General features: G+C 68.9%; 18 protein-coding genes and 1 pseudogene. 14 read left to right on the forward strand and 5 right to left on the reverse strand.

Annotated features, from left to right (window positions below):
* The 4 genes from pdhA to BJQ90_RS06320 form a co-directional block, all read left to right on the forward strand.
* Positions 1 to 963 (forward strand): pyruvate dehydrogenase (acetyl-transferring) E1 component subunit alpha (gene pdhA, locus BJQ90_RS06305; protein WP_226759449.1); only part of this gene is annotated, 963 nt, incomplete at its 5' end.
* Positions 960 to 1,940 carry an alpha-ketoacid dehydrogenase subunit beta gene (locus tag BJQ90_RS06310; protein ID WP_226759450.1) on the forward strand — a complete coding sequence of 327 codons (981 nt, stop codon included), beginning with the start codon at positions 960 to 962 and terminating at the stop codon, positions 1,938 to 1,940. The genes pdhA and BJQ90_RS06310, both read left to right, overlap by 4 nt.
* Complete coding sequence (locus BJQ90_RS06315; RefSeq protein WP_226759451.1) at positions 1,933 to 3,393, forward strand: 2-oxo acid dehydrogenase subunit E2; 1,461 nt, start codon at positions 1,933 to 1,935, stop codon at positions 3,391 to 3,393. Before BJQ90_RS06310 ends, BJQ90_RS06315 begins: the two co-directional genes overlap by 8 nt.
* Before the next feature lie 41 nt (positions 3,394 to 3,434).
* Entirely contained in the window at positions 3,435 to 3,677 is a 243-nt protein-coding gene (locus tag BJQ90_RS06320) for an acyl carrier protein (RefSeq protein ID WP_226759452.1), read from the forward strand.
* A gap of 85 nt (positions 3,678 to 3,762) precedes the next feature.
* On the opposite strand, the gene BJQ90_RS06325 is transcribed toward BJQ90_RS06320, so the two are convergent.
* Positions 3,763 to 5,004, reverse strand: a complete 1,242-nt coding sequence (locus BJQ90_RS06325; protein ID WP_226759453.1) for an FAD-dependent oxidoreductase — start codon at positions 5,002 to 5,004, stop codon at positions 3,763 to 3,765.
* Between the two features lie 217 nt (positions 5,005 to 5,221).
* Between BJQ90_RS06325 and BJQ90_RS06330 the strand changes: the two are divergent.
* A pseudogene (locus tag BJQ90_RS06330) lies at positions 5,222 to 5,407 on the forward strand (substrate-binding domain-containing protein); the annotation flags it as partial.
* Positions 5,408 to 5,649: 242 nt separating this feature from the next.
* Positions 5,650 to 6,471 carry an ammonia-dependent NAD(+) synthetase gene (nadE, locus tag BJQ90_RS06335; RefSeq protein ID WP_226759454.1) on the forward strand — a complete coding sequence of 274 codons (822 nt, stop codon included), beginning with the start codon at positions 5,650 to 5,652 and terminating at the stop codon, positions 6,469 to 6,471.
* Positions 6,472 to 6,524: 53 nt separating this feature from the next.
* Here the strand turns inward: nadE and BJQ90_RS06340 are convergent, their stop codons facing one another.
* Positions 6,525 to 7,310: an IclR family transcriptional regulator gene (locus BJQ90_RS06340; RefSeq protein ID WP_226759455.1), complete on the reverse strand. Its 786-nt coding sequence runs from the start codon at positions 7,308 to 7,310 to the stop codon at positions 6,525 to 6,527.
* Between the two features lie 198 nt (positions 7,311 to 7,508).
* Between BJQ90_RS06340 and BJQ90_RS06345 the strand changes: the two genes are divergently transcribed.
* Genes BJQ90_RS06345 through BJQ90_RS06355 form a run of 3 tightly spaced genes read left to right on the forward strand, consistent with a single transcriptional unit; the run spans position 7,509 to position 10,164 of the window.
* Positions 7,509 to 8,252 (forward strand): CoA transferase subunit A, encoded by a 744-nt coding sequence (locus BJQ90_RS06345; RefSeq protein ID WP_226759456.1) that lies wholly within the window; start codon positions 7,509 to 7,511, stop codon positions 8,250 to 8,252.
* A gap of 32 nt (positions 8,253 to 8,284) precedes the next feature.
* Positions 8,285 to 8,983, forward strand: coding sequence for a CoA transferase subunit B (locus BJQ90_RS06350; protein WP_226759457.1), 699 nt, complete (start codon positions 8,285 to 8,287; stop codon positions 8,981 to 8,983).
* Complete coding sequence (locus BJQ90_RS06355; RefSeq protein WP_226759458.1) at positions 8,980 to 10,164, forward strand: acetyl-CoA acetyltransferase; 1,185 nt, start codon at positions 8,980 to 8,982, stop codon at positions 10,162 to 10,164. Before BJQ90_RS06350 ends, BJQ90_RS06355 begins: the two co-directional genes overlap by 4 nt.
* A gap of 103 nt (positions 10,165 to 10,267) precedes the next feature.
* Here BJQ90_RS06355 and BJQ90_RS06360 read toward each other — a convergent pair whose 3' ends face one another.
* On the reverse strand, positions 10,268 to 11,128 hold the full coding sequence (locus BJQ90_RS06360; protein ID WP_226759459.1) for a 3-hydroxyacyl-CoA dehydrogenase family protein: 861 nt from the start codon (positions 11,126 to 11,128) through the stop codon (positions 10,268 to 10,270).
* A gap of 11 nt (positions 11,129 to 11,139) precedes the next feature.
* A complete protein-coding gene (locus BJQ90_RS22445) occupies positions 11,140 to 11,268 on the reverse strand; it encodes a hypothetical protein (RefSeq protein WP_264197014.1) in 129 nt (42 codons plus the stop codon).
* 49 nt (positions 11,269 to 11,317) lie between these two features.
* Here BJQ90_RS22445 and BJQ90_RS06365 point away from each other — a divergent pair, with 49 nt between their 5' ends.
* The 5 genes from BJQ90_RS06365 to BJQ90_RS06385 all read left to right on the forward strand — a co-directional run bounded on the left by BJQ90_RS06365 (position 11,318) and on the right by BJQ90_RS06385 (position 17,809).
* Entirely contained in the window at positions 11,318 to 12,373 is a 1,056-nt protein-coding gene (locus BJQ90_RS06365) for a zinc-dependent alcohol dehydrogenase family protein (RefSeq protein ID WP_226759460.1), read from the forward strand.
* Between the two features lie 166 nt (positions 12,374 to 12,539).
* Entirely contained in the window at positions 12,540 to 12,857 is a 318-nt protein-coding gene (locus BJQ90_RS06370) for a hypothetical protein (RefSeq protein ID WP_226759461.1), read from the forward strand.
* Positions 12,858 to 12,866: 9 nt separating this feature from the next.
* A complete protein-coding gene (locus tag BJQ90_RS06375; RefSeq protein WP_226759462.1) occupies positions 12,867 to 15,584 on the forward strand; it encodes a PEP/pyruvate-binding domain-containing protein in 2,718 nt (905 codons plus the stop codon).
* Between the two features lie 93 nt (positions 15,585 to 15,677).
* A complete protein-coding gene (locus BJQ90_RS06380) occupies positions 15,678 to 16,796 on the forward strand; it encodes an alpha/beta hydrolase (protein ID WP_226759463.1) in 1,119 nt (372 codons plus the stop codon).
* 74 nt (positions 16,797 to 16,870) lie between these two features.
* Positions 16,871 to 17,809 carry an alpha/beta fold hydrolase gene (locus BJQ90_RS06385; protein WP_226759464.1) on the forward strand — a complete coding sequence of 313 codons (939 nt, stop codon included), beginning with the start codon at positions 16,871 to 16,873 and terminating at the stop codon, positions 17,807 to 17,809.
* Here BJQ90_RS06385 and BJQ90_RS06390 read toward each other — a convergent pair.
* On the reverse strand, positions 17,794 to 18,549 hold the full coding sequence (locus BJQ90_RS06390; protein ID WP_226759465.1) for a glycosyltransferase family 2 protein: 756 nt from the start codon (positions 18,547 to 18,549) through the stop codon (positions 17,794 to 17,796). The two genes, BJQ90_RS06385 and BJQ90_RS06390, sit on opposite strands and share 16 nt — an antisense overlap.
* Positions 18,550 to 18,695: the final 146 nt, after the last annotated feature.

The following is an 18,695-nucleotide window of genomic DNA, read 5'->3' on the forward strand; positions in this document are numbered from 1 at the left end:
CGCGTCCGGCGGCTGGAGGAAAAGTGCGTCGAGCTGTATAGCGCCGCCAAGATCCGCGGCTTCCTGCACGTCTACATCGGTGAGGAAGCGGTGGCGGCCGGCGTCCTGGAAACCCTCGCTCCGGAGGACGCCGTCCTGGCCACCTACCGGGAACACGGCCACGCCCTGCTCCGCGGGGTTGCCGCCGGGGCGATCCTGGCCGAAATGTACGGCCACGTCGAGGGCTGCTGCCGGGGCCGGGGCGGTTCCATGCATCTGTTCGACGCCGCCACCCGCTTCTACGGGGGCAACGCGATCGTTGCCGGTGGCCTGCCGCTCGCCGTCGGCATGGCTCTCGCGGACAAGATGTCCGGCCGCTCCCGCGTCACCGTGTGCTTCTTCGGCGAGGGCGCCGTCGCGGAGGGTGAATTCCACGAGAGCCTCAATCTCGCCGCACTCTGGCAGCTGCCCGTGCTGTTCTGCTGCGAAAACAACCTTTACGCCATGGGGACCGCGCTGGGCCGCTCGGAATCCCAGACGGACATCGCACTCAAGGCCGCGAGTTACGAGATCGCGGCGTGGGCCGTGGACGGCATGGACGTCGTCGCAGTCGAAGACGCCGCCCGCCATGCCGTCGAGGCAGTCCGTGCCGGCGGCGGACCGCATTTCCTGGAGCTGCGCACCTACCGTTTCCGGGCCCATTCGATGTTCGACCCGGAACGGTACCGTGACAAAGCCGAAGTCGCCCGCTGGCTCGAGCGTGACCCCATCAACCTGCTGCGCGCCGCGATGGAGGCCGCCGGCCAGCTCACCGCCCAGGAGTGGGAACAACTGCAGTCCGACGCCGACGCCGAGGTAGCCGCCGCCGTCGACTTCGCCGAGGCCGGGACGCCCGAACCGCTGGAGGACCTCACCCGTTTCGTCTACAGCGAGCGCGCCGGGAACACCGGAACAGGCGCTGGGAGCGGGCGGAGCGGGCCATGAAATCCAGCTACCGCGAGGCGCTCCGTGCCGGGATCCGCGACGCCATGCTCCGCGACGAACGGGTCTTCCTGATGGGCGAGGATGTGGGCTCCTACGGCGGGTCCTTCGCTGTGAGCCTGGGGCTGCTGGAGGAGTTCGGCCCGGAACGCATCCGCGACACTCCACTCTCGGAGTCCGGTTTCGTGGGTGCCGGAATCGGTGCGGCCCTGGCCGGAATGCGCCCCATCGTGGAGATCATGACCGTCAATTTCAGCCTGCTGGCCCTGGACCAGATCGTAAACAACGCGGCGAGCCTGCTGCACATGTCCGGCGGACAATTCAATGTCCCGATCGTGATCCGGATGACCACGGGCGCCGGGCGCCAGCTCGGCGCACAGCACTCGCACAGCCTGGAGGGATGGTTCGCCCACATCCCCGGCCTGCGCATCCTCGCCCCCGCCACGCTGGCCGACGCCCGCGGCATGCTGTGGACGGCGCTGGAGGATCCGGATCCGGTGCTGATCTTCGAACACGGCTCGCTCTACAACGTGACCGGGGAGCTCGACGACGATGCCGGCCCGGTGGACATTGACACCGCCGCGATCCGGCGGACCGGAGCCGACATCACCCTGATCACCTACGGCGGAACGCTTCCCGCCGTGCTCGACGCCGCGGAGCAGCTCGCGGCCGAGGGCATCGACGCCGAGGTGCTGGACCTGCGCACCCTCCGTCCCCTCGACGAGGCCGCCATCCTCGCCTCCGTCCGCAGGACCCACCGCGCCGTCGTCGTGGACGAAGGGTGGCGCAGCGGAAGCATCTCCGCCGAAATCAGCGCCCGGATCACCGAGAACGCGTTCTATGACCTGGATGCCCCGGTGGGCCGGGTCTGCAGCGCCGAAGTGCCGATCCCCTACGCCAAGCACCTGGAACTCGCGGCGCTGCCATCGGTGGACCGGATCATCGCGGCGGCCAGGCAGGCGGTCAGCGCCGGTGGGTGACTTCCTGATGCCCTCCCTCGGGGCGGACATGGAACACGGAAAGATCGTCGAATGGCTGGTCAAGCCCGGCGACTACGTCCACCGCGGCGACCTCGTGGCGGTGGTGGATACGGACAAGACCGTCATGGACGTGGAGTCCTTCCAGGAGGGCGTGGTCGCCGAACTGCTTGTGGACGTCGGCGAAACGGTGCCGATCGGGACCCCGCTGGCCCGGATCACCCAGACCCCGGCCGAGGTCGGCGCTCCGCGCCATGAGGCGCCGGCGCCCCCGCTCCCCAAGGCCGGGACGGCAGGGGCCACCACGACGGGTCCCGCCGCGGCGGCCGCCGCCAAGGAGGCCCCACCAATCGCCCCTCCGGTGCGGCACCTGGCACACCGGCTGGGCGTCGATACCGCCAGGATCCACGGCACCGGCAAGGGCGGCGCCATCACACGCGCAGATGTGGAGCATGCCGTGGCCGCCACCCCGTCCGCCGGACGGGTGCGCTCCTCCCCCCGGGCGCGGAGGCTCGCCGCCGAGCTCGGCGTCGATCTTTCCGCTGTCAGCGGCACCGGCCCGGAGGGCGCCGTCACCGTGGCGGACGTGCAGCACGCCGCGGCCGCACGCCCCCCGGAAGCTGCGGTGCCCGTCGCCGGCGTCCCGGCGGAAGAAACCGCTCCGGAGGCCGGTGCCGAGCGGACGGCGCCGGCAGAACCGGCGGCCCGGCGGGAAGCACCGGCGCCCCTGAGGGAAGAAACGGCTCCGGCGGTTCCGGCCGCGGGGAAGACCGCGGAAGCAAGAGAGCGCGTCGCCAGCCTGCGCCGCGCCATCGGCACCCTGATGTCACGCTCGAAAAAGACCATCCCGCACTACTACCTCAGCACCACGCTGGACCTGCGTGCCGCCGTCGACTGGATGCAGTCCGTCAATGCGCAGCGGCCGGTGGCCTCCCGGCTGGTGCCTTCCGCACTCCTGCTCAAGGCCGCGGCGCTTGCAGCCAAGGAAGTGCCGGAGGTCAACGGCTTTTACGACGACGACGGCGGCTTCCGGCCCAGCGCGTCAGTCCACCTCGGCGTCGCCGTCGCCCTGCGCCAGGGCGGCCTCGTGGCCCCCGCCATCCATGACGCGGACACCCTGGCCGTGGACGTGCTGATGGAGCAGCTCCGTGACCTCGTCAGCCGTGCCCGGGCCGGGCGGCTGCAGCGCGCCGAAATGGCGGACCCCACCATCACAGTGACCAATCTCGGAGACCTGGGCGTGGAGAGTGTCTTTGGCGTCATCTATCCCCCGCAGGTCGCGATGGTCGGCTTCGGCCGGGTGATGGAACAGCCGTGGGCGCAGAACGGGATGCTGGGCGTCCGTCCCGCCGTGATCGCCACCCTCTCCGCAGACCACCGGGTCAGCGACGGGCTGCGCGGCGGCCGCTACCTGACCCGGATCGACGAGTTGCTGCAGAAGCCGGAAGAACTGTGAACCGGGTGGGAACGTGATGGGAACGTGAAACGGGAAGAACCATGAACGAACAGGATGCGCGGGCGGCCGTGGAGGCTGCGATCGGCAAGGTGGCACCGGACGTGGACCTGGCCGAGGTGGACGAGGACGCCCGGCTGCGGCAGGACCTCGAACTCGATTCGCTGGATTTCCTCCGGCTGGTCGAAACGATCGACATGGCCACCGGCGTCGACATCCCGGAGCGGGACTACCCCGCGGTGGCCACGGTGAAAGGGCTGATCAGCTACCTGGCAGCCCACGGCTGAGCACACGGTGCCCGGCCGCCCGACGGAGAGCGTGCGGCGCCGCAGCTGTGCGCGGGGAGGCTGGCTGTGCGCGGGTGCGCCCGGCCTATGAGCGCTGCGGGGCCCGCCGCGCGAAGGCGGGCGCGTGCTCCGGCCGCGGCCCGAACGCGATGAAGCGCGGCATCACCCTGCCGATGGCCGGGATGCGCCGGCCCAGGAACAGCAGGACTGCGGGCGCCCCGGACCGCTGCCCGGTCATGATCGGCCTGAACACCAGGCGGTGCATGATCCGCTGCACGGTCTGGACGATCACCGTGGGCCTCTGCCGCCTTCGTTGGACCTTGGCCAGTTCGGTGCGTGGCACCCGTCCGCGGAGCAGAGCCGGGGCCAGGACATCCGCGGCGGCCACGGCATCCTGGATGGCGAGGTTGATCCCGACACCGCCGGCAGGGGACATGGCGTGCGCGGCATCGCCGATGCAGAGCAACCCGTTGATGTGCCATTGGCGGAGCCGGTCCAGCCGCACGTCCAGCCAGTGCAGCTCCTCCAGCGAAGCGATGGCGTCCACCCGGTCGGCGAGGTCCGGGCGGAGCGCCGCGATCCGGCGCCGGAAGCCCTCGACGCCCTCGGCCCGGATCCGTGCGTCCGTGCCCTTCGGTGCGAGGTACCCCATCTGGTAATAGTCGGTGCGGTTGAGTGCCACCAGGGCCTCACCCCGGCCGAACGCGGGAACGATTCCCGCCACGGCGCCCGGCTCGGAGGCGTGGCGCGGCAGGCGGAACCACCAGGCGTCGAACGGCACCGGGTAGTCCTTCGGGGCCAGCCCGGCCGCGGCGCGCAGGGTGGAATGCCGGCCGTCCGTCGCAACCACGAGATCCGCCCGGAGCTCGCCGTCGGCACCCGCCGCGGTCCGGTAGCGGACGCCGGTCACCCGGCCGCCGTTGCGGACCAGAGCGGTGGCCGCATGATTCATCCGCAGGGTAAATGACGGTTCCCCGGCGGCGGCGTCGGCAAGGAAGTTCAGGAAGTCCCATTGCGGCATCATGGCAACGTAGTTGTAGGGCGGCGGCAGCGAATCGAAGTTGCCCACCGTCACCGGCGGCCCGCCCGGCACCGGGAAGGCGACGTTGCTGAGCCGGCTTTGCGGCAGCCGGCGGAATTCCCCACCGAGGCCCAGCTCATCGATCAGCCGGATGGTCGAGGCGTGGACGGTGTCGCCGCGGAAGTCCCGGAAAAAGTCGGCGTGCTTCTCCAGCACCGTCACGTCCACCCCTGCCCGGGCCAGCAGCAGTCCCAGCATCATCCCGGCCGGCCCGCCGCCGACCACCACGCATCCGGTCTTCTCCATGGCCATACGCTACGCCTGCCCGGGGTGCCGCGGGAGAGGATTTCGCGGCGGATTCAGGCCCGCGCGGCGCAGAAGACCCGACGCTACGGGAATTCCGCAGCGTCGGGTGTTTTGCGCAGCGTCCGTCAGGAACCGCCGCGTCAGAGCCTGGTATCGAAGGAATCGCAGAACACGTTTTCGTTGAACGTGCCCTGGAACTCCGACTTGCCCTGGATCTGGCGCCGACTTCTGCAACCCCCCGCTGACCACCATGGCATCCCCGATCGAGCAGGCAGGCCGGGTGGCCGTGTCCATGCTGCTGGCCCAGCTGAACCCGTTGGCCGGCGGGGGCGCCCGCAGCCGGTCCGTGATGCCCACGCATCTCACCGTCCGCGGCTCCACCGGGCCGGCCCCACTGGTGTAACGGCGGGCCGATTCCGCGGCGGCTTCGGGCGTGCGGCGCCTCGGGCGGCGGCTCCGGCTGAACCCGTGCGTGCGAGCGGCTTTGGCGCACGCCGCGGTTCCAGGCGCACGCCGCGCCAAATACCCTGCGCGCGGGTATTCGCGCAGCGAGAGGCATTCCTGCGCCGCGCGGGCCGAGATCCGCAGCGTCAGGCCGTCAGACACAGTTGAGCCCGGTTGACACTGCTGACTAGGCTGTGAAGCATGCGCGAACTCCAGGCGAAAATCATTGAAGAAATGGGCGTGCAGCCCCGGATCGAGCCCGCCGGGGAGGTGCGCAAACGCGTCACATTCCTCAAGGACTACCTCAAGGCGACCCACACCAAGGGTTTCGTCCTGGGGATTTCCGGCGGGCTGGACTCCTCCCTCGCGGGTCGGCTTGCCCAGCTTGCCGTCGAAGAGCTGGCAGCCGACGGTGTGGACGCAAACTTCGTCGCCGTCCGGCTGCCCTACGGCGTGCAGCACGACGAGGACGACGCCCAGGCCGCCCTGGACTTCATCCGGGCCAAGACCGAGTGGACGTTCAACATCTCCGCCGCAGTGGACGGCTTCGAGGACGAATTCGAGAAGACCGTCGGCAACGGGATCTCCGACTTCCACAAAGGCAACACCAAGGCCCGCACCCGCATGATCGCCCAGTACGCCCTCGCCGGCGAGCACAACTACCTCGTCATCGGAACGGACCACGGCGCGGAATCAGTCACCGGATTCTTCACCAAGTACGGCGACGGCGGGGCCGACATCCTTCCGCTGTTCGGACTCGACAAGCGCCAGAACCGTGCCCTGCTCGCCGAACTCGGCGCCCCGGCCCGGATCTGGGAAAAAGTCCCCACGGCCGACCTCCTCGACGGCCAGCCCGGCCGCACCGACGAGGACGAACTGGGCCTGAGCTACGACACAATCGATGACTACCTCGAAGGCCACGACATCCCCGTGGCCGCAGCCGAGCTGATCGAACAGAAATACCTCCGCACCCGGCACAAGCGCACCGTCCCCGTCACCATCTTCGACACCTGGTGGAAGTAGCCGGCGCCAGGCTGCCCGCCGCCCGCGAAGCGGCGCCCGCTAAACGGCGCCCGCTAAACGGCGCCAGCAGTTCCCTGCAGCAGGGTGGAGATCCGGTGGGCCTCTTCCATCAGGAGGCGGCCCAGCAGCTCCTGCCGTTCCCCCTTGAAGCGCGGCTCAATTCCGGTCAGCGACAACGCCCAGGCGGGCCGGCCGCGTTGGTCAAAGACCGCCGCGCCCATCCCCCAGCTGCCCTCCAGAACCAGCCCGGGATTGACCGAGTAGCCCGCCTGCCGCGTCTTCGCCAGGTTCTCCCGGACCAGGGCCTCGGTGTGCGCGGCCGCGAAATCGCGCGCATGCGCGGCCCAGCCGGCGAGCAGTTCCTCCTGCTCCGCCTCAGGCAGGAACGCCATGATGGCGGTGCCGGCGGACGCGACCCCGAGCGGGAAGCGGACCCCCTCGTGCAGCACGAAGGACCGCACCGGGAAGCTGCCCTCCTCCCGCAACAGGCACACCGTCTCGGCGCCGCGGCGAATGGAGAAGAAGGCGCTTTCGCCGGTCTCCTCGGCGAGCCGGCGGAGGCTGGGCCGGGCGATGTCCTCGAGCGGAAAGCGGGCCGAGGCCACGGAGCCCATCAGCAGGATCTCCGGGCCCAGCACCCAGTTGCCGCTCTGCGGGTCCTGGTCCAGCAGGCCCTCGGAGGCCAGCGAGGAAAGCAGCCGGTGCACGGTGGGACGGGTGAGCCCGGACTCCCTGACGAGTTCCACCAGCGGGGAGCCTTCCGGCTTCCGTCCCACAATGCGCAGCAGGGACGCGACGCGGCTGACGACCTGCGCTCCCTGGACCGGTGTTGAAGTCATATATCCCTCCACTTTGCGTAAGATCCACCCAAACCATCCATATTGTGGACACTCATCAGCCTACCGTCCACACTGTAAAAACGGCACAGTTGAGGCCAAAATCATCCATTGACAGCCCGCATTTCGGCACCGTAAGCTCCATCAGCAGAGGAACAGTCCACAAAGTGGATTGCGTCAAGAGCTCAATGAGGAGATCCGATGTCAAAGTTGAAATCCGGAGCGGCCGCCGCGCTGCAGGACGTACTGCGGGACGGCATGACGCTCGCCGTCGGGGGCTTTGGCCTCAGCGGCATCCCGGCTGACCTGATCGAGGCGGTGCGCGATTCCGGCGTCAAAGACCTCACCGTGGTGTCCAACAACATGGGCGTGGATGGCAAGGGCCTCGGCATCCTGATCGAAGCCGGACAGGTCCGCAAGGTCATCGCCTCCTATGTGGGCGAGAACAAGCTCTTTGCCGAGCAGTACCTGGCCGGCAAGCTGGAGGTGGAGTTCACCCCGCAGGGCACCCTCGCCGAGCGCCTCCGCGCCGGCGGCGCCGGCATCCCGGCGTTCTACACCAAGACCGGGGTCGGGACCCTTGTCGCCGAAGGCAAGCCGCTGGCCGAGTTCGACGGCGAGACTTTCGTCCAGGAGCGCGCCATTAAGGCCGACGTCGCCCTGGTGCACGCACACACCGCCGATACCGACGGCAACCTGATCTACCGTTACACCGCCCAGAACTTCAACCCCGTCGTGGCAACGGCCGGCGCCGTGACGGTGGCCGAAGCCGAAGTGATCGTGGAGCCGGGCCAGCTGGACCCGCACCACATCGTCACCCCCGGCGTCTTCGTCCAGCGCCTCGTGCAGGCCCGCGCCCGGGTCAAGGACATCGAGCAGCGGACGGTCCGCCCCCGCGCCGAAGCCACCGAAGCCGCCGCAGAAACCGCACCCGTTCCGGCCTGAGCGCCGCCCCTACTTTCTTCAGGAGACACATCATGGCTTGGACCCGGAATGAAATGGCCGCCATCGCGGCCGAAGAACTCAACGACGGCGACTACGTCAACCTTGGCATCGGCATCCCCACGCTGGTCGCCAACAACCTGCGCGACGGCGTCCGCGTCGTCCTGCAGAGCGAGAACGGCTTGCTCGGCATGGGGCCGTTCCCCTACGAGGGCGAGGAGGACGCCGACCTTATCAACGCCGGCAAGCAGACCGTCACGGTCCTCCCCGGCGGCAGCATCTTCGACTCCGCCGCCTCTTTCGGCATGATCCGCGGCGGCCACGTCAAGGTCGCCATCCTGGGCGCCATGCAGGTCTCCGGGAACGGGGACCTCGCCAACTGGACCATCCCCGGCAAAATGGTCAAGGGCATGGGCGGCGCCATGGACCTCGTCGCCGGCACCCCGCGCGTCGTGGTCCTCACCGAGCACAACGCCAAGGACGGCACTCCCAAGATCGTCACGGAATGCACCCTGCCGCTCACCGGCCTGAGCTGTGTTGACCGCATCATCAGCGACCTCGCGGTATTTGACCTGGTGAAGCATGAACAAGAAACAGGCGGCGCCCGTCAGCTCACGCTGACCCGCCTCGCCCCCGGCGTCACCGTGGAGGAACTCCGCGGGAAAACCGAAGCCCGCTTCGACGTCGCCCCGTCCCTCGACGCCACCCCCACCCTTGAAGGAGCCACCGCATGAGCCTGCGCGAACAGTTCGGCAAAGACGTCCTGCTGACCGGCTGGGGCCACAGCCGCTTCGGCAAACTCACGGACGAGACCCTCGAATCCCTGATCGTCCAGGTCGCCACGGAGGCGATCGGCAACGCCGGGATCGAGCCGGGCCAGATTGACGAAATCTACCTCGGCCAGTTCAATTCCGGCATGATGCCGCTGGCGTTCCCGTCCTCGCTGGCGCTGCAGGTCTCGGAGCAGCTGGCCAACGTCCCGTCCACCCGGGTCGAGAACGCCTGCGCCTCCGGGTCCGCCGCGTTCCAGCAGGGCACCAAGTCGCTGCTGGCCGGTACCGCGAAGACCGTCCTCGTGATCGGCGCCGAAAAGATGACCCAGGCCGGGGCCGACGTCGTCGGGGCTGCCCTGCTCGGCGCGGACTACGACATGGCCGGCAAGGCCTCCAGCACCGGCTTCACGGGGCTGTTTGCCGAGGTGGCCAAGCATTACGAGAAGCGCTACGGACCGGTCTCGGACGTACTGGGCACCATCGCCGCGAAGAACCACCGCAACGGCGTCGACAACCCCTACGCCCAGCTCCGCAAGGACCTCGGCGAGGAGTTCTGCCGGACCGTCTCGGACAAGAACCCGATGGTGGCGGACCCGCTGCGCCGCACCGACTGCTCGCCCGTGTCCGACGGCGCCGCCGCCGTCGTGCTGAGCGTCGCCCCCACCGGCGGCGCCACCGCCCCCGTCCGGCTCGCCGGTTTCGGCCAGGCCAACGACTTCTTCCCCGCCGCGCGCCGCGACCCCACCGCATTCACCGCGACGCGGGTCTCCTGGCAGCGCGCGCTGGGGATGGCCGGCGTCGGGCTCGATGAGCTGGACTTCGCCGAGGTGCACGACTGCTTCACCATCGCCGAGCTGCTGATGTACGAGGCCATGGGACTGACCGAACCGGGCCAGGGCGCCCGCGCTGTCCAGGAAGGCTGGGTCTTCAAGGACGGCAAGCTGCCCATCAACGTCTCCGGCGGCCTCAAGGCCAAGGGCCACCCCGTGGGCGCCACCGGCGTCTCGCAGCACGTCATCGCCGCGATGCAGCTCACCGGCACCGCCGGCGGGATGCAGCTGGCCAACCCGCGCCGGGCTGCGGTGCAGAACATGGGCGGGGTCGGCATCGCCAACTACGTCAGCGTGCTCGAAGCCCTCTAGAACAACCAACAAGAACCAACGCGGGGTCACATCGCGCCCATAATCCCCGCCGGATGGGCCGCATCTGACCCCGCGTTGCTAGTGGTGTGGGAGGGCGTTGGACTCAGGTGTAGTCGTTGTAGAAGCCGCGTCCGCTCTTGACGCCCAGCCAGCCGTTCGCGATGTATTCCTCCAGCATGGGGGCCGATTTGTTCTCCACCCCGGCCAGTTCGCAATAGTGGTTCTCAATGTCCAGGACCACGTCCAGGCCCACCTCGTCCATGAAACGGAAGGGAGTGGTTTCGGATTTGAAGACGTCTGCGAACAAGGCGTCCACGTCGCGCGGTTCGGCCACGCCCTCGGCCACGACCAGGAGCGATTCGCGCTTGATCGCGGCCCAGATCCGATTGAAGATGAAGCCGGTGCTCTGCTTGCGCACCCGGTGCGGGACCAGCGCGTACTTCGGCAGCTCGGCCATGAGCAGCTCGATGATCCGTGGGTCGGTCTGGCCGCAGGACATCAGCTCCACCGAACGCACGTCCGGCGGCATGTAGAAGTGCATGTTCAGGACACGCTCCGGGCTCTTCACTCCACCAATGAATTCCGCGGAAGCGAACGAGGAAGAGTTGCTGGCCAGCACGGCGTCCGCGGCCGCCAGCTGGTCAAGGTCAGCAAAAATTGCCTGCTTGAGGCCGAGCTTTTCGGGAACCGCCTCGACCACGAGCCACGAATCCCGGAGGGCGTCGACGAGATTGTCCCCCGCCGCAAGACGGACCAACGGGTTACCGCCCAGCTCTTCCACGGCGCGGTGGCGCTGCGTGGCGATGTACTCGATCGCGGCTTTGGCCACCGCGAGGTCCGTGTCGTAGACGCGCACTTCGGCGCCTTGGAGCGAAAGCATCAAGGCGATGCGCCGGCCCAGGGTTCCGCCGCCGATGACGGTAACGGGCCGTTCCGCGATGTTGGCTGGGAGCGTGTAGGTCATGTCAATTCCTCTCAGGAAGCTGCCGGCGATGCGGCGGCCAGGTTGATGGGGTTCATGCGGGTGCCCCTGGCGATCAATACAAGGGCAGGGACGGCAGCAAGCACAAGGGCCGAACCGTAGATCAGGGTGGTGACCGGCAACAGAGGACTAAACTCGGTCCCAGCCCAGCCCGCAACCCGAGGAGCCTCCATGCGCGCCACCATCATCCACGCCCCCGGTGACATCCGGGTCGAGGACCGCGACTACCCCACCCTCCAGCTGCCCACCGACGTCGTCGTCAAGGTCACCGCCTCGTGCGTCTGCGGGTCGGACCTGTGGCCGTACCGCGGCGTGCGCCCCATCCACAAGCCCACCGCGATTGGCCACGAGTTCATCGGCACCGTGGAGAGCGTCGGCTCCGGGATCACCAGCCTGGCGGTCGGAGACCTCGTGATCGCGCCGTTCGTGATCAGCTGCGGCGCCTGCCCCCCGTGCCTCAACGGCGTCACCGTAGCCTGCGAGCACCTGGCCGGCTGGGGAGGCAAGGACGACACGGGCCACGCCGTCGACGGCGGCCAGGGCCAGGCGGTCCGCGTCCCGCTCGCCGACTCCACCCTCGTCAAGGTTCCCGGGATCACGGAACCGGACGATGCCCTCCGGAAAAGCCTGCTCACACTCTCCGACGTCATGGCGACCGGCCACCACGCGGCCCTCGCCGCGAAGGCCGGCCCGGGCCGGACCGTCGTGGTGGTGGGCGACGGCGCCGTCGGGCTCTGTGGGGTGCTGGCCGCCAGGCGGCTCGGTGCGGAACGGATCATCGCGATGTCCCGCCACGCCGACCGGCAGGCGATCGCCCGCGAGTTCGGGGCCACCGACATCGTGGAGGAGCGCGGGGACGATGGCGTCGCCAAGGTCCGCGAACTACTCGGCGGGGTGCTCGCCGATTCCGTCCTCGAGTGTGTCGGGACCAAGGAGTCGATGGAACAGGCGCTGCACAGCACCCGTCCGGGCGGGGCTCTGGGCTTTGTCGGCGTTCCCACCGGCGGCGGAGAGGTCCCGCTGCGCTACCTCTTCGACACGAACATTTCCATCGGCGGCGGCATGGCCCCGGCACGGACCTACATCCCGGAACTGCTGGCTGACGTCCTCGCCGGCACGATCAATCCGGGCCGCGTCTTCGACGTTGTGATGCCGCTGGAGGAAGCCCCGGAGGCCTACCGCGCAATGGATGAACGGCGCGCCATCAAGGTCCTGCTGACCCCCTAAGAGAGCGTCCGACGGCGGCGCGCGGGCAGGTGCGCGGGCCCCGCACCGCCTTGTGCCCGGTCTCCCGCACGGGCTCGTGCGCGTGCCCGTGTTCTGGCTCTTGTACTGCAAATGCGCTGGGTCTAGCGTGAAGCGCATCAGCATCCGCCGCCGTCGAGGAGCCGTCATGGCAAGGTTTGTGCAGATCATCGAATTCCAGACCTCCCGCATCGAGGAAATTGAAGCACTGGGCCGGCCATCCCGGACCGAAGGATCCACAGCGCCCACCTTCCGCCGGATCCTTGCCACCGCGGACCGAGACCGCCCCGGAACGTATTTCACCCTGGTCGAATTCGATTCCTACGATTCGGCCATGGAGAACTCCGCACTGCCCGAGACCTCCGACTTCGCTGAGCGGATGGCGGCTCTCTGCGACGGGCCGCCGGTGTTCCGCAACCTGGACGTGATGTGGGAGGACAACGGCAGTCCAGCGGACCTTCCGTAGGCGCGGGCGATGAATTCCCTCCCGGACACCCCGCCCGCGCACCGTTCCGCCGTTGAACCTCTCGTCCTGGACCTCGGCGGGGCCGGAGCAGCTCCGCTGCGGCTCGTGGGGGGAAAGGCCCTGAACCTTGGCAGACTCGTGGCGGCCGGGCTGCCGGTCCCGTCAGGGTTCTGCCTGACCACTCTCGCCTATGAACTGGCGGCACCACCCGGGCTTGATGCCCTCGCGGCCGAGCTCGACGCGATCGGATCCGGGACCGGGACAGTAACAGACAGGGCGGCCCTGGGCATTGCTGCCGGGCGGGCCCGGGCGTTGATCGGGGAGTCCCCGATCCCGCCCGCGGTGGATGCCGACGTCCGTACCGCCTACCAGGCAATGGGCGGAGCTCTGCCGGTGGCGGTCCGTTCCTCGGCCACGGCGGAGGACCTTCCCTTCGCCAGTTTCGCCGGCCAGCAGGACTCCTACCTCGACGTCGTCGGCGCCGATGCCGTCGTGGAGGCGGTCCGGCGCTGCTGGGCGTCCCTCTGGAGCGACCGCGCGGTGGCCTACCGGTCCGCCAACGGGATCAGCAACCGCGACGTCGGGCTCGCCGTCGTCGTCCAGACCATGGCCGACGCCGCCACCGCGGGGGTGCTGTTCACCGCCAACCCCGTCACCGGGACCCGGACGGAGACGGTCATCAACGCCGCCCCGGGCTCGGGGCAGGCCGTCGTCTCGGGAGCCGTCAACCCGGACCAGTTCGTGCTGGAGACAGCATCCGGCCGGGTCACGTCGCGGACGCCGGGAGGCAAGGAACCCGGTCTGAGTCCTGGTCTGGGCCTTGGCCTGGACGACGCCCGGCTGCAGGAACTCACGGCGCTGGGAGACAGCGTCCAGCGCCTCCTAGGGGCGCCGCAGGACATCGAATGGGCCATCGACTCCGGCGGCAGGCTTTGGCTGACGCAGTCACGCCCGATCACGACGCTGTATCCGCTGCCGGAGCCCGCGCCTGGAGACGCCGCAGCCGGCGCTGCGGCCCCGACCCGGGTGTACCTCTGCGGAACCCTGTTCCAGGGGCTGACCCGGCCCATCACCCCAATGGGCCTGGCCGTCCTCGAGGTGATGCGGAACAGCAAGGGGCCCTGGCGGTACGTCAATCCCGGCTTGCGGATGTACGTGGACCTGACAGCGGTGGCCCGCAACAAGTCCGGACGCGCCTACCTGCTGCGGGTGCTCCCCCTGGCGGACGGCAGGTCCGGTGCCGTGATGCCGGCATTGCTTGAGGACCCCAGGTTCAGCCTCATCAAGCACTCATTCTGGGAGTCCCTCCGCAAAGCCGCGGCCAGGCGCAGGCTCCCACAACCGCCCCGGCGCACTGGCGACACGGAGCAAACGGACATCTTCGTCCTCCTTTTGCGGCTCATTCCCGCCATGCTCCGGCCCGCATTCCGTCCCAATGCCGAGCTGCGCCGGGCCAAGAAGTACGGGAAACAGCTCGAATCCGGCCTCTCGCTCGCCGAACCCGCCAGCGCCGTCCAGCGGCTCGATTACACCCGGGCGATCCTGGACCGGACGATTGGCGGCCTGATCCAGGCCACCCTGCCCGGCCCCTCGCTTGGCTACGTCATGCTGGCCGTGGCCCGCAGGCTGCTCCGCGGCATCGCGGCGCCCCGGGAGCTGGAAGCTGTCCTGCGCGGACTCCCCCACAACATCACGACTGAAATGGACCTGGAACTCTGGCGGCTTGCCGTGTCCATCGGGGACGACCCGGTGTCGCGGGGGGAGTTCCTGACGAAGCCTCCCGAGGAGTTGTCCGCCGCATATCTGGACGGCAAACTGCCGCCGCAGGCCCAGTCCGGAGTGCGCGGCTTCCTCGCCCGCTACGGCCACCGCGCCGTCGCGGAGATAGACCTCGGCATGCCCCGCTGGTCCGAGGAGCCCGACCACATCCTCGGCATGATCTCCAACTACCTCCGCGTCGAGGATCCGGAGCAGGCTCCCGACCGGCAGTTTGCCCGGGCAGCCGAGCACGCTGAGGACAGGATCCGCAGCCTGGTGGAGCGCACGCGGACCCGGAGCCCCTGGCGCGCCCGGGCGCTGGAACTCAGCCTGCGCCGCGTGCGGCAACTGGCGGGAATGCGCGAACTGCCCAAGTTCTACATTGTGCTGGTGCTCGGCGAAATGCACCGGCAGCTGCTGCGGATCGGCGCGGACATGGCCTCGGCCGGCACCATCGCCGCCGCCGACGACGTGTTCTTCCTCGACTTCGACGAGCTCCGGGTCGGCCTGCGCGGGGCGGACCTGCACGGCATCGTCGCGGACCGACGCCGGCTGTACGACGTTGAACTGCGACGCCGGCGCATCCCCCGGCTGCTGCTGTCCGACGGCACCGACGTCGAAGCCGCGATGGTGGCGAAGGAGCCCGTCTCCGGCGCCCTGGCCGGAACACCTGCCTCGGCAGGCACTGCCACCGGACGGGTCAGGGTCATCATGGACCCGGTGGGCGCCCACCTGGAACCCGGCGACATCCTGGTGGCGCCCTCAACGGACCCCGGCTGGACCCCGCTGTTCCTGACCGCCGGCGCCCTGGTCATGGAAATGGGCGGGGTGATATCCCACGGGGCCGTGGTGGCCCGCGAGTACGGCATCCCGGCCGTCGTCGGCGTCCCGGACGCCACGACGCGGCTGCGGACCGGGCAGACGGTAACGGTCGACGGCGCTGCCGGAACCATCCGCGAGGAGCCTTGATCCCGGCGACCCGTGCCGCAGCCGCCACGTGGTTCGAGGCCGGGCAGCCTGGCCTCACAGCTGTAGCACAGTTGTGCCAGATAGAATGGAACCATGACCACACCGGCCCACCAGCCAACGCACCACCAGCCGTCGTTTCCGCTGACCCGGCGCCAGCCGCAACCATCCGGCGGCACGTTCGCACCGGCCCGCAAGGCGAGGAACGTCCTGCGGCGGGTTCCGGTGTGGACTTGGCGGCTGCTGATGCACTCGGTGAAGGCCAGCGAGAACTCCCGCTTCAACGTCGACCCGATTACCGGCGTCGAATACTTCCATGACATCGATTTCGTGGGCGATGGCATCAGGGGGCACCGCCTCGACGTCATTACGCCGTCCCGTCCCGGCGGCACCGCCGCGCCCGGCGCCGCAGCAGCCACCGCCGCAGGAGCCGGCGACGGCGTGCCGGGCGGATTACCGGTTTACGTGTACTTCCACGGCGGCGGCTGGACATCCGGGGACAAGGCTTCGCTGACCAAGTACTGCGCGAGCCAGGCCGAGGGCGGCATGGTGGTGGTCAACGTGAACTACCGGAAGGCACCGCGGTTCCAGATGGCCCACGTCCTGGCGGACGCCAACGCGGCACTGGCCTGGGTCCGGCAGAACATCGCCGGCTATGGCGGCGACGGATCGCGGATCGTGCTCGGCGGCGACTCCGCCGGCGGCCAGATCGCGGCACTCCTGACCGCTGCCAGCTTCCGGCCGGAGCTGGCGCGGCACCACGGCCTGACACCGGCTGTGCCGGCCTCCGATTTCAAGGGCCTGGTCCAGCACTGCAGCGTGGTGGACTTCTCCGTTTTCTTCGAAAAAGGCTTCGTGCTGAGCCTGAACTTCATCCGCATGCTGCTGCCCGGCCTCCGGTCCGACGGCAGGAGCCGAGGCCTTGGCGGGGGCAAGTTGGAGGCCCTCCGCAAGGGTGCGGGCTTCCTTTCCCCGATCGAATGGCTGGATTCCCGCTTCCCGCCGGTCTTTGTCACCACTTCGGAACGGGATTTCTTCTACGCCGCCAACATGAACTTCATAGCCCGGTTGCACGAACATTCCGTCCCCGTGGACAGCCTCATCTACGACTGGGAGAGTTCCAACACCGAACACACCTGGCAGCAGGACTTCCGCTACCCGGAATCGCAGGAAGTGTACCGCCGGCTCCATGCATTCGTGCGCAAAGTGGCCTAGGCCCCGGCGGGCCAAGCGCCGCCACTCCTGCCGGATCCGCCCCAGTAGCAGCCGCACCGGGCTATGTTTAGTCCATGGTGTCTGCCGGCAGCAACGCACAGAACAATCCGGAACCTGAGGGGTTCGGATCGGCGCTGGTTGATGAAGCCGCCCGCCGGGATGCCGCCCTGGGCGACGTGGACTGGGCCGCCCTCCCCGACGGCGCTGTCCGGGGCAGCTTCCATACCCCCAGCGGAACACTCGCCACCGTGTCCATGGGCACCCCGGGAAACCCGCGGGTGCTCCTGGTTCCCGGGGCCACCGGATCCAAGGAAGACTTTGTCCTGATGCTTCCCGAGCTCGCCGCTGCCGGGTATTACGTCCTGAGCTGCGACATCGCCGGCCAGTACGAATCGGCCGCGGCTGGCCCCGAAAACCTGGTGCCCCCCCGCGCCCACTACGATTACGACCTGTTCACCAACGACCTGATCGCCTTGCTCGACGCCGAAGAAGGGCCCGCACACGTCGTCGGGTATTCCTTTGCCGCGATCGTAGCCCAGCTGGCGTTCTCCCGGCGTCCGGAAAAGTTCCGGAGCCTGACGCTGCTCAGCTGCCCGCCCGAGCCTGGCCAGGGCTTCCGCGGCGTCCAGCGCATCGGCCGGTTCAGCCGCTGGGCCAGCCCGCGGGTCGGCGCCGCGCTGATGATCTGGGGCATCCGCGTCAACGTCGTGCACGTCCCGCCCAGCCGGATACGGTTTGTGAAATACCGGTTCCGGTTCACCCGCCGGAACTCCGTGAGCGACATCTTCGGGCTGATGCAGCACGCTCCCGATCTGCGGGCGGCACTGGCCGCGGCGTCGCTGCCGAAGTTCGTCGCCGTCGGCGAACACGACCTCTGGCCGCTGGCGCTCCACCGCCGCTTCGCGCAGTCGATCGGCGCGCGCATTGCGGTCTACCGCGGCGGGCACAGCCCGAGTGAGACCTCGCCGCACCAGATGACCCGGGACCTGATCGCGCTCTACGGAGCTGTGTGACGCGGCTGGTCGCGTTCCCATTGGCGCCGGCGCCGCCGCCGCCGGAACGGGCCCTCCTCCTTAAATTCGATGGCAAAGGTGGTCCGCGCCATCGACAGCCGCTTCCCGACGGAGTGCCAGGTCGCCAGCGGCCGCGCTGAGACCAGCACCCGGAGCGAGGGGTCAGCGATCACCGTCACTTCTGGCGGGATCTGGTAGGAAATGTCCAGATCATCGTGGACCGGCGGAAGGCCGCGATGGATGGAGCCGCGGATGCGGTCCCACACGTCCGAGCGCAGGGCGAAATTCGAGCCGAACAGCGGAGGATGCCCCAGCAGCCAGCCGATGGCCCAGAAATACCCGGGAATGTAAACACTCGTGCCCACCCACCGGGCGAACCGGGTTTCCCCGTAGAAATCGCCGGGACCGGACACGGCGGACAGTGGACCTGCCTTCTCGAGGATGGCTGCAACCCGTTCGAGCCAGTCGGCGGGCGGAACCGAGTCCGTGTCCAGCCTGGCGATCAGCTCGAAGCGCGCCTGGTCGAAGCCATACGCCGTGGACGCGGCGATGCCCGGGAGTTCGACGGCGATCCGCCGCACGCCCGCGGCGGCACAGACCTCTGCGGTGTTGTCCGTGCTGGCGTTGTCTATTACGACGATTTCATCAGCCGGACGGGTCTGCCTGGCGAGTGCGGCGAGGCAGACCGCGAGCATGTCAGCGTCGTTCCGGGTAGGGATAACCACCGAGATTGTTGTCATATTGCCCCGACTATAGTCCGGGGACGGGACGAAATGCCCCCGTTGGCCTCTTGCACCGCGGCCCCCGGCCCCGTAGGTTGGGCAACAGCGGACGAATGTCTCCGCAGCCGTTGGCCTCAGGGCCGCCGGAGATCAGCAGCATTTCA

Origin of the sequence: Arthrobacter sp. SO3 (genome assembly GCF_020532825.1) — a bacterium.
Lineage (GTDB): Bacteria > Actinomycetota > Actinomycetes > Actinomycetales > Micrococcaceae > Arthrobacter.

Bases quoted from the DNA above. Each gene is read 5' to 3' on its own strand.
- BJQ90_RS06310 (WP_226759450.1), top strand. From the start codon at position 960: ATGAAATCCAGCTACCGCGAGGCGCTCCGTGCCGGGATCCGCGACGCC.
- BJQ90_RS06320 (WP_226759452.1), top strand. From the start codon at position 3,435: ATGAACGAACAGGATGCGCGGGCGGCCGTGGAGGCTGCGATCGGCAAG.
- BJQ90_RS06325 (WP_226759453.1), bottom strand. From the start codon at position 5,004: ATGGAGAAGACCGGATGCGTGGTGGTCGGCGGCGGGCCGGCCGGGATG.
- nadE (WP_226759454.1), top strand. From the start codon at position 5,650: ATGCGCGAACTCCAGGCGAAAATCATTGAAGAAATGGGCGTGCAGCCC.
- BJQ90_RS06340 (WP_226759455.1), bottom strand. From the start codon at position 7,310: ATGACTTCAACACCGGTCCAGGGAGCGCAGGTCGTCAGCCGCGTCGCG.
- BJQ90_RS06345 (WP_226759456.1), top strand. From the start codon at position 7,509: ATGTCAAAGTTGAAATCCGGAGCGGCCGCCGCGCTGCAGGACGTACTG.
- BJQ90_RS06350 (WP_226759457.1), top strand. From the start codon at position 8,285: ATGGCTTGGACCCGGAATGAAATGGCCGCCATCGCGGCCGAAGAACTC.
- BJQ90_RS06355 (WP_226759458.1), top strand. From the start codon at position 8,980: ATGAGCCTGCGCGAACAGTTCGGCAAAGACGTCCTGCTGACCGGCTGG.
- BJQ90_RS06360 (WP_226759459.1), bottom strand. From the start codon at position 11,128: ATGACCTACACGCTCCCAGCCAACATCGCGGAACGGCCCGTTACCGTC.
- BJQ90_RS06365 (WP_226759460.1), top strand. From the start codon at position 11,318: ATGCGCGCCACCATCATCCACGCCCCCGGTGACATCCGGGTCGAGGAC.
- BJQ90_RS06370 (WP_226759461.1), top strand. From the start codon at position 12,540: ATGGCAAGGTTTGTGCAGATCATCGAATTCCAGACCTCCCGCATCGAG.
- BJQ90_RS06375 (WP_226759462.1), top strand. From the start codon at position 12,867: ATGAATTCCCTCCCGGACACCCCGCCCGCGCACCGTTCCGCCGTTGAA.
- BJQ90_RS06380 (WP_226759463.1), top strand. From the start codon at position 15,678: ATGACCACACCGGCCCACCAGCCAACGCACCACCAGCCGTCGTTTCCG.
- BJQ90_RS06385 (WP_226759464.1), top strand. From the start codon at position 16,871: ATGGTGTCTGCCGGCAGCAACGCACAGAACAATCCGGAACCTGAGGGG.
- BJQ90_RS06390 (WP_226759465.1), bottom strand. From the start codon at position 18,549: ATGACAACAATCTCGGTGGTTATCCCTACCCGGAACGACGCTGACATG.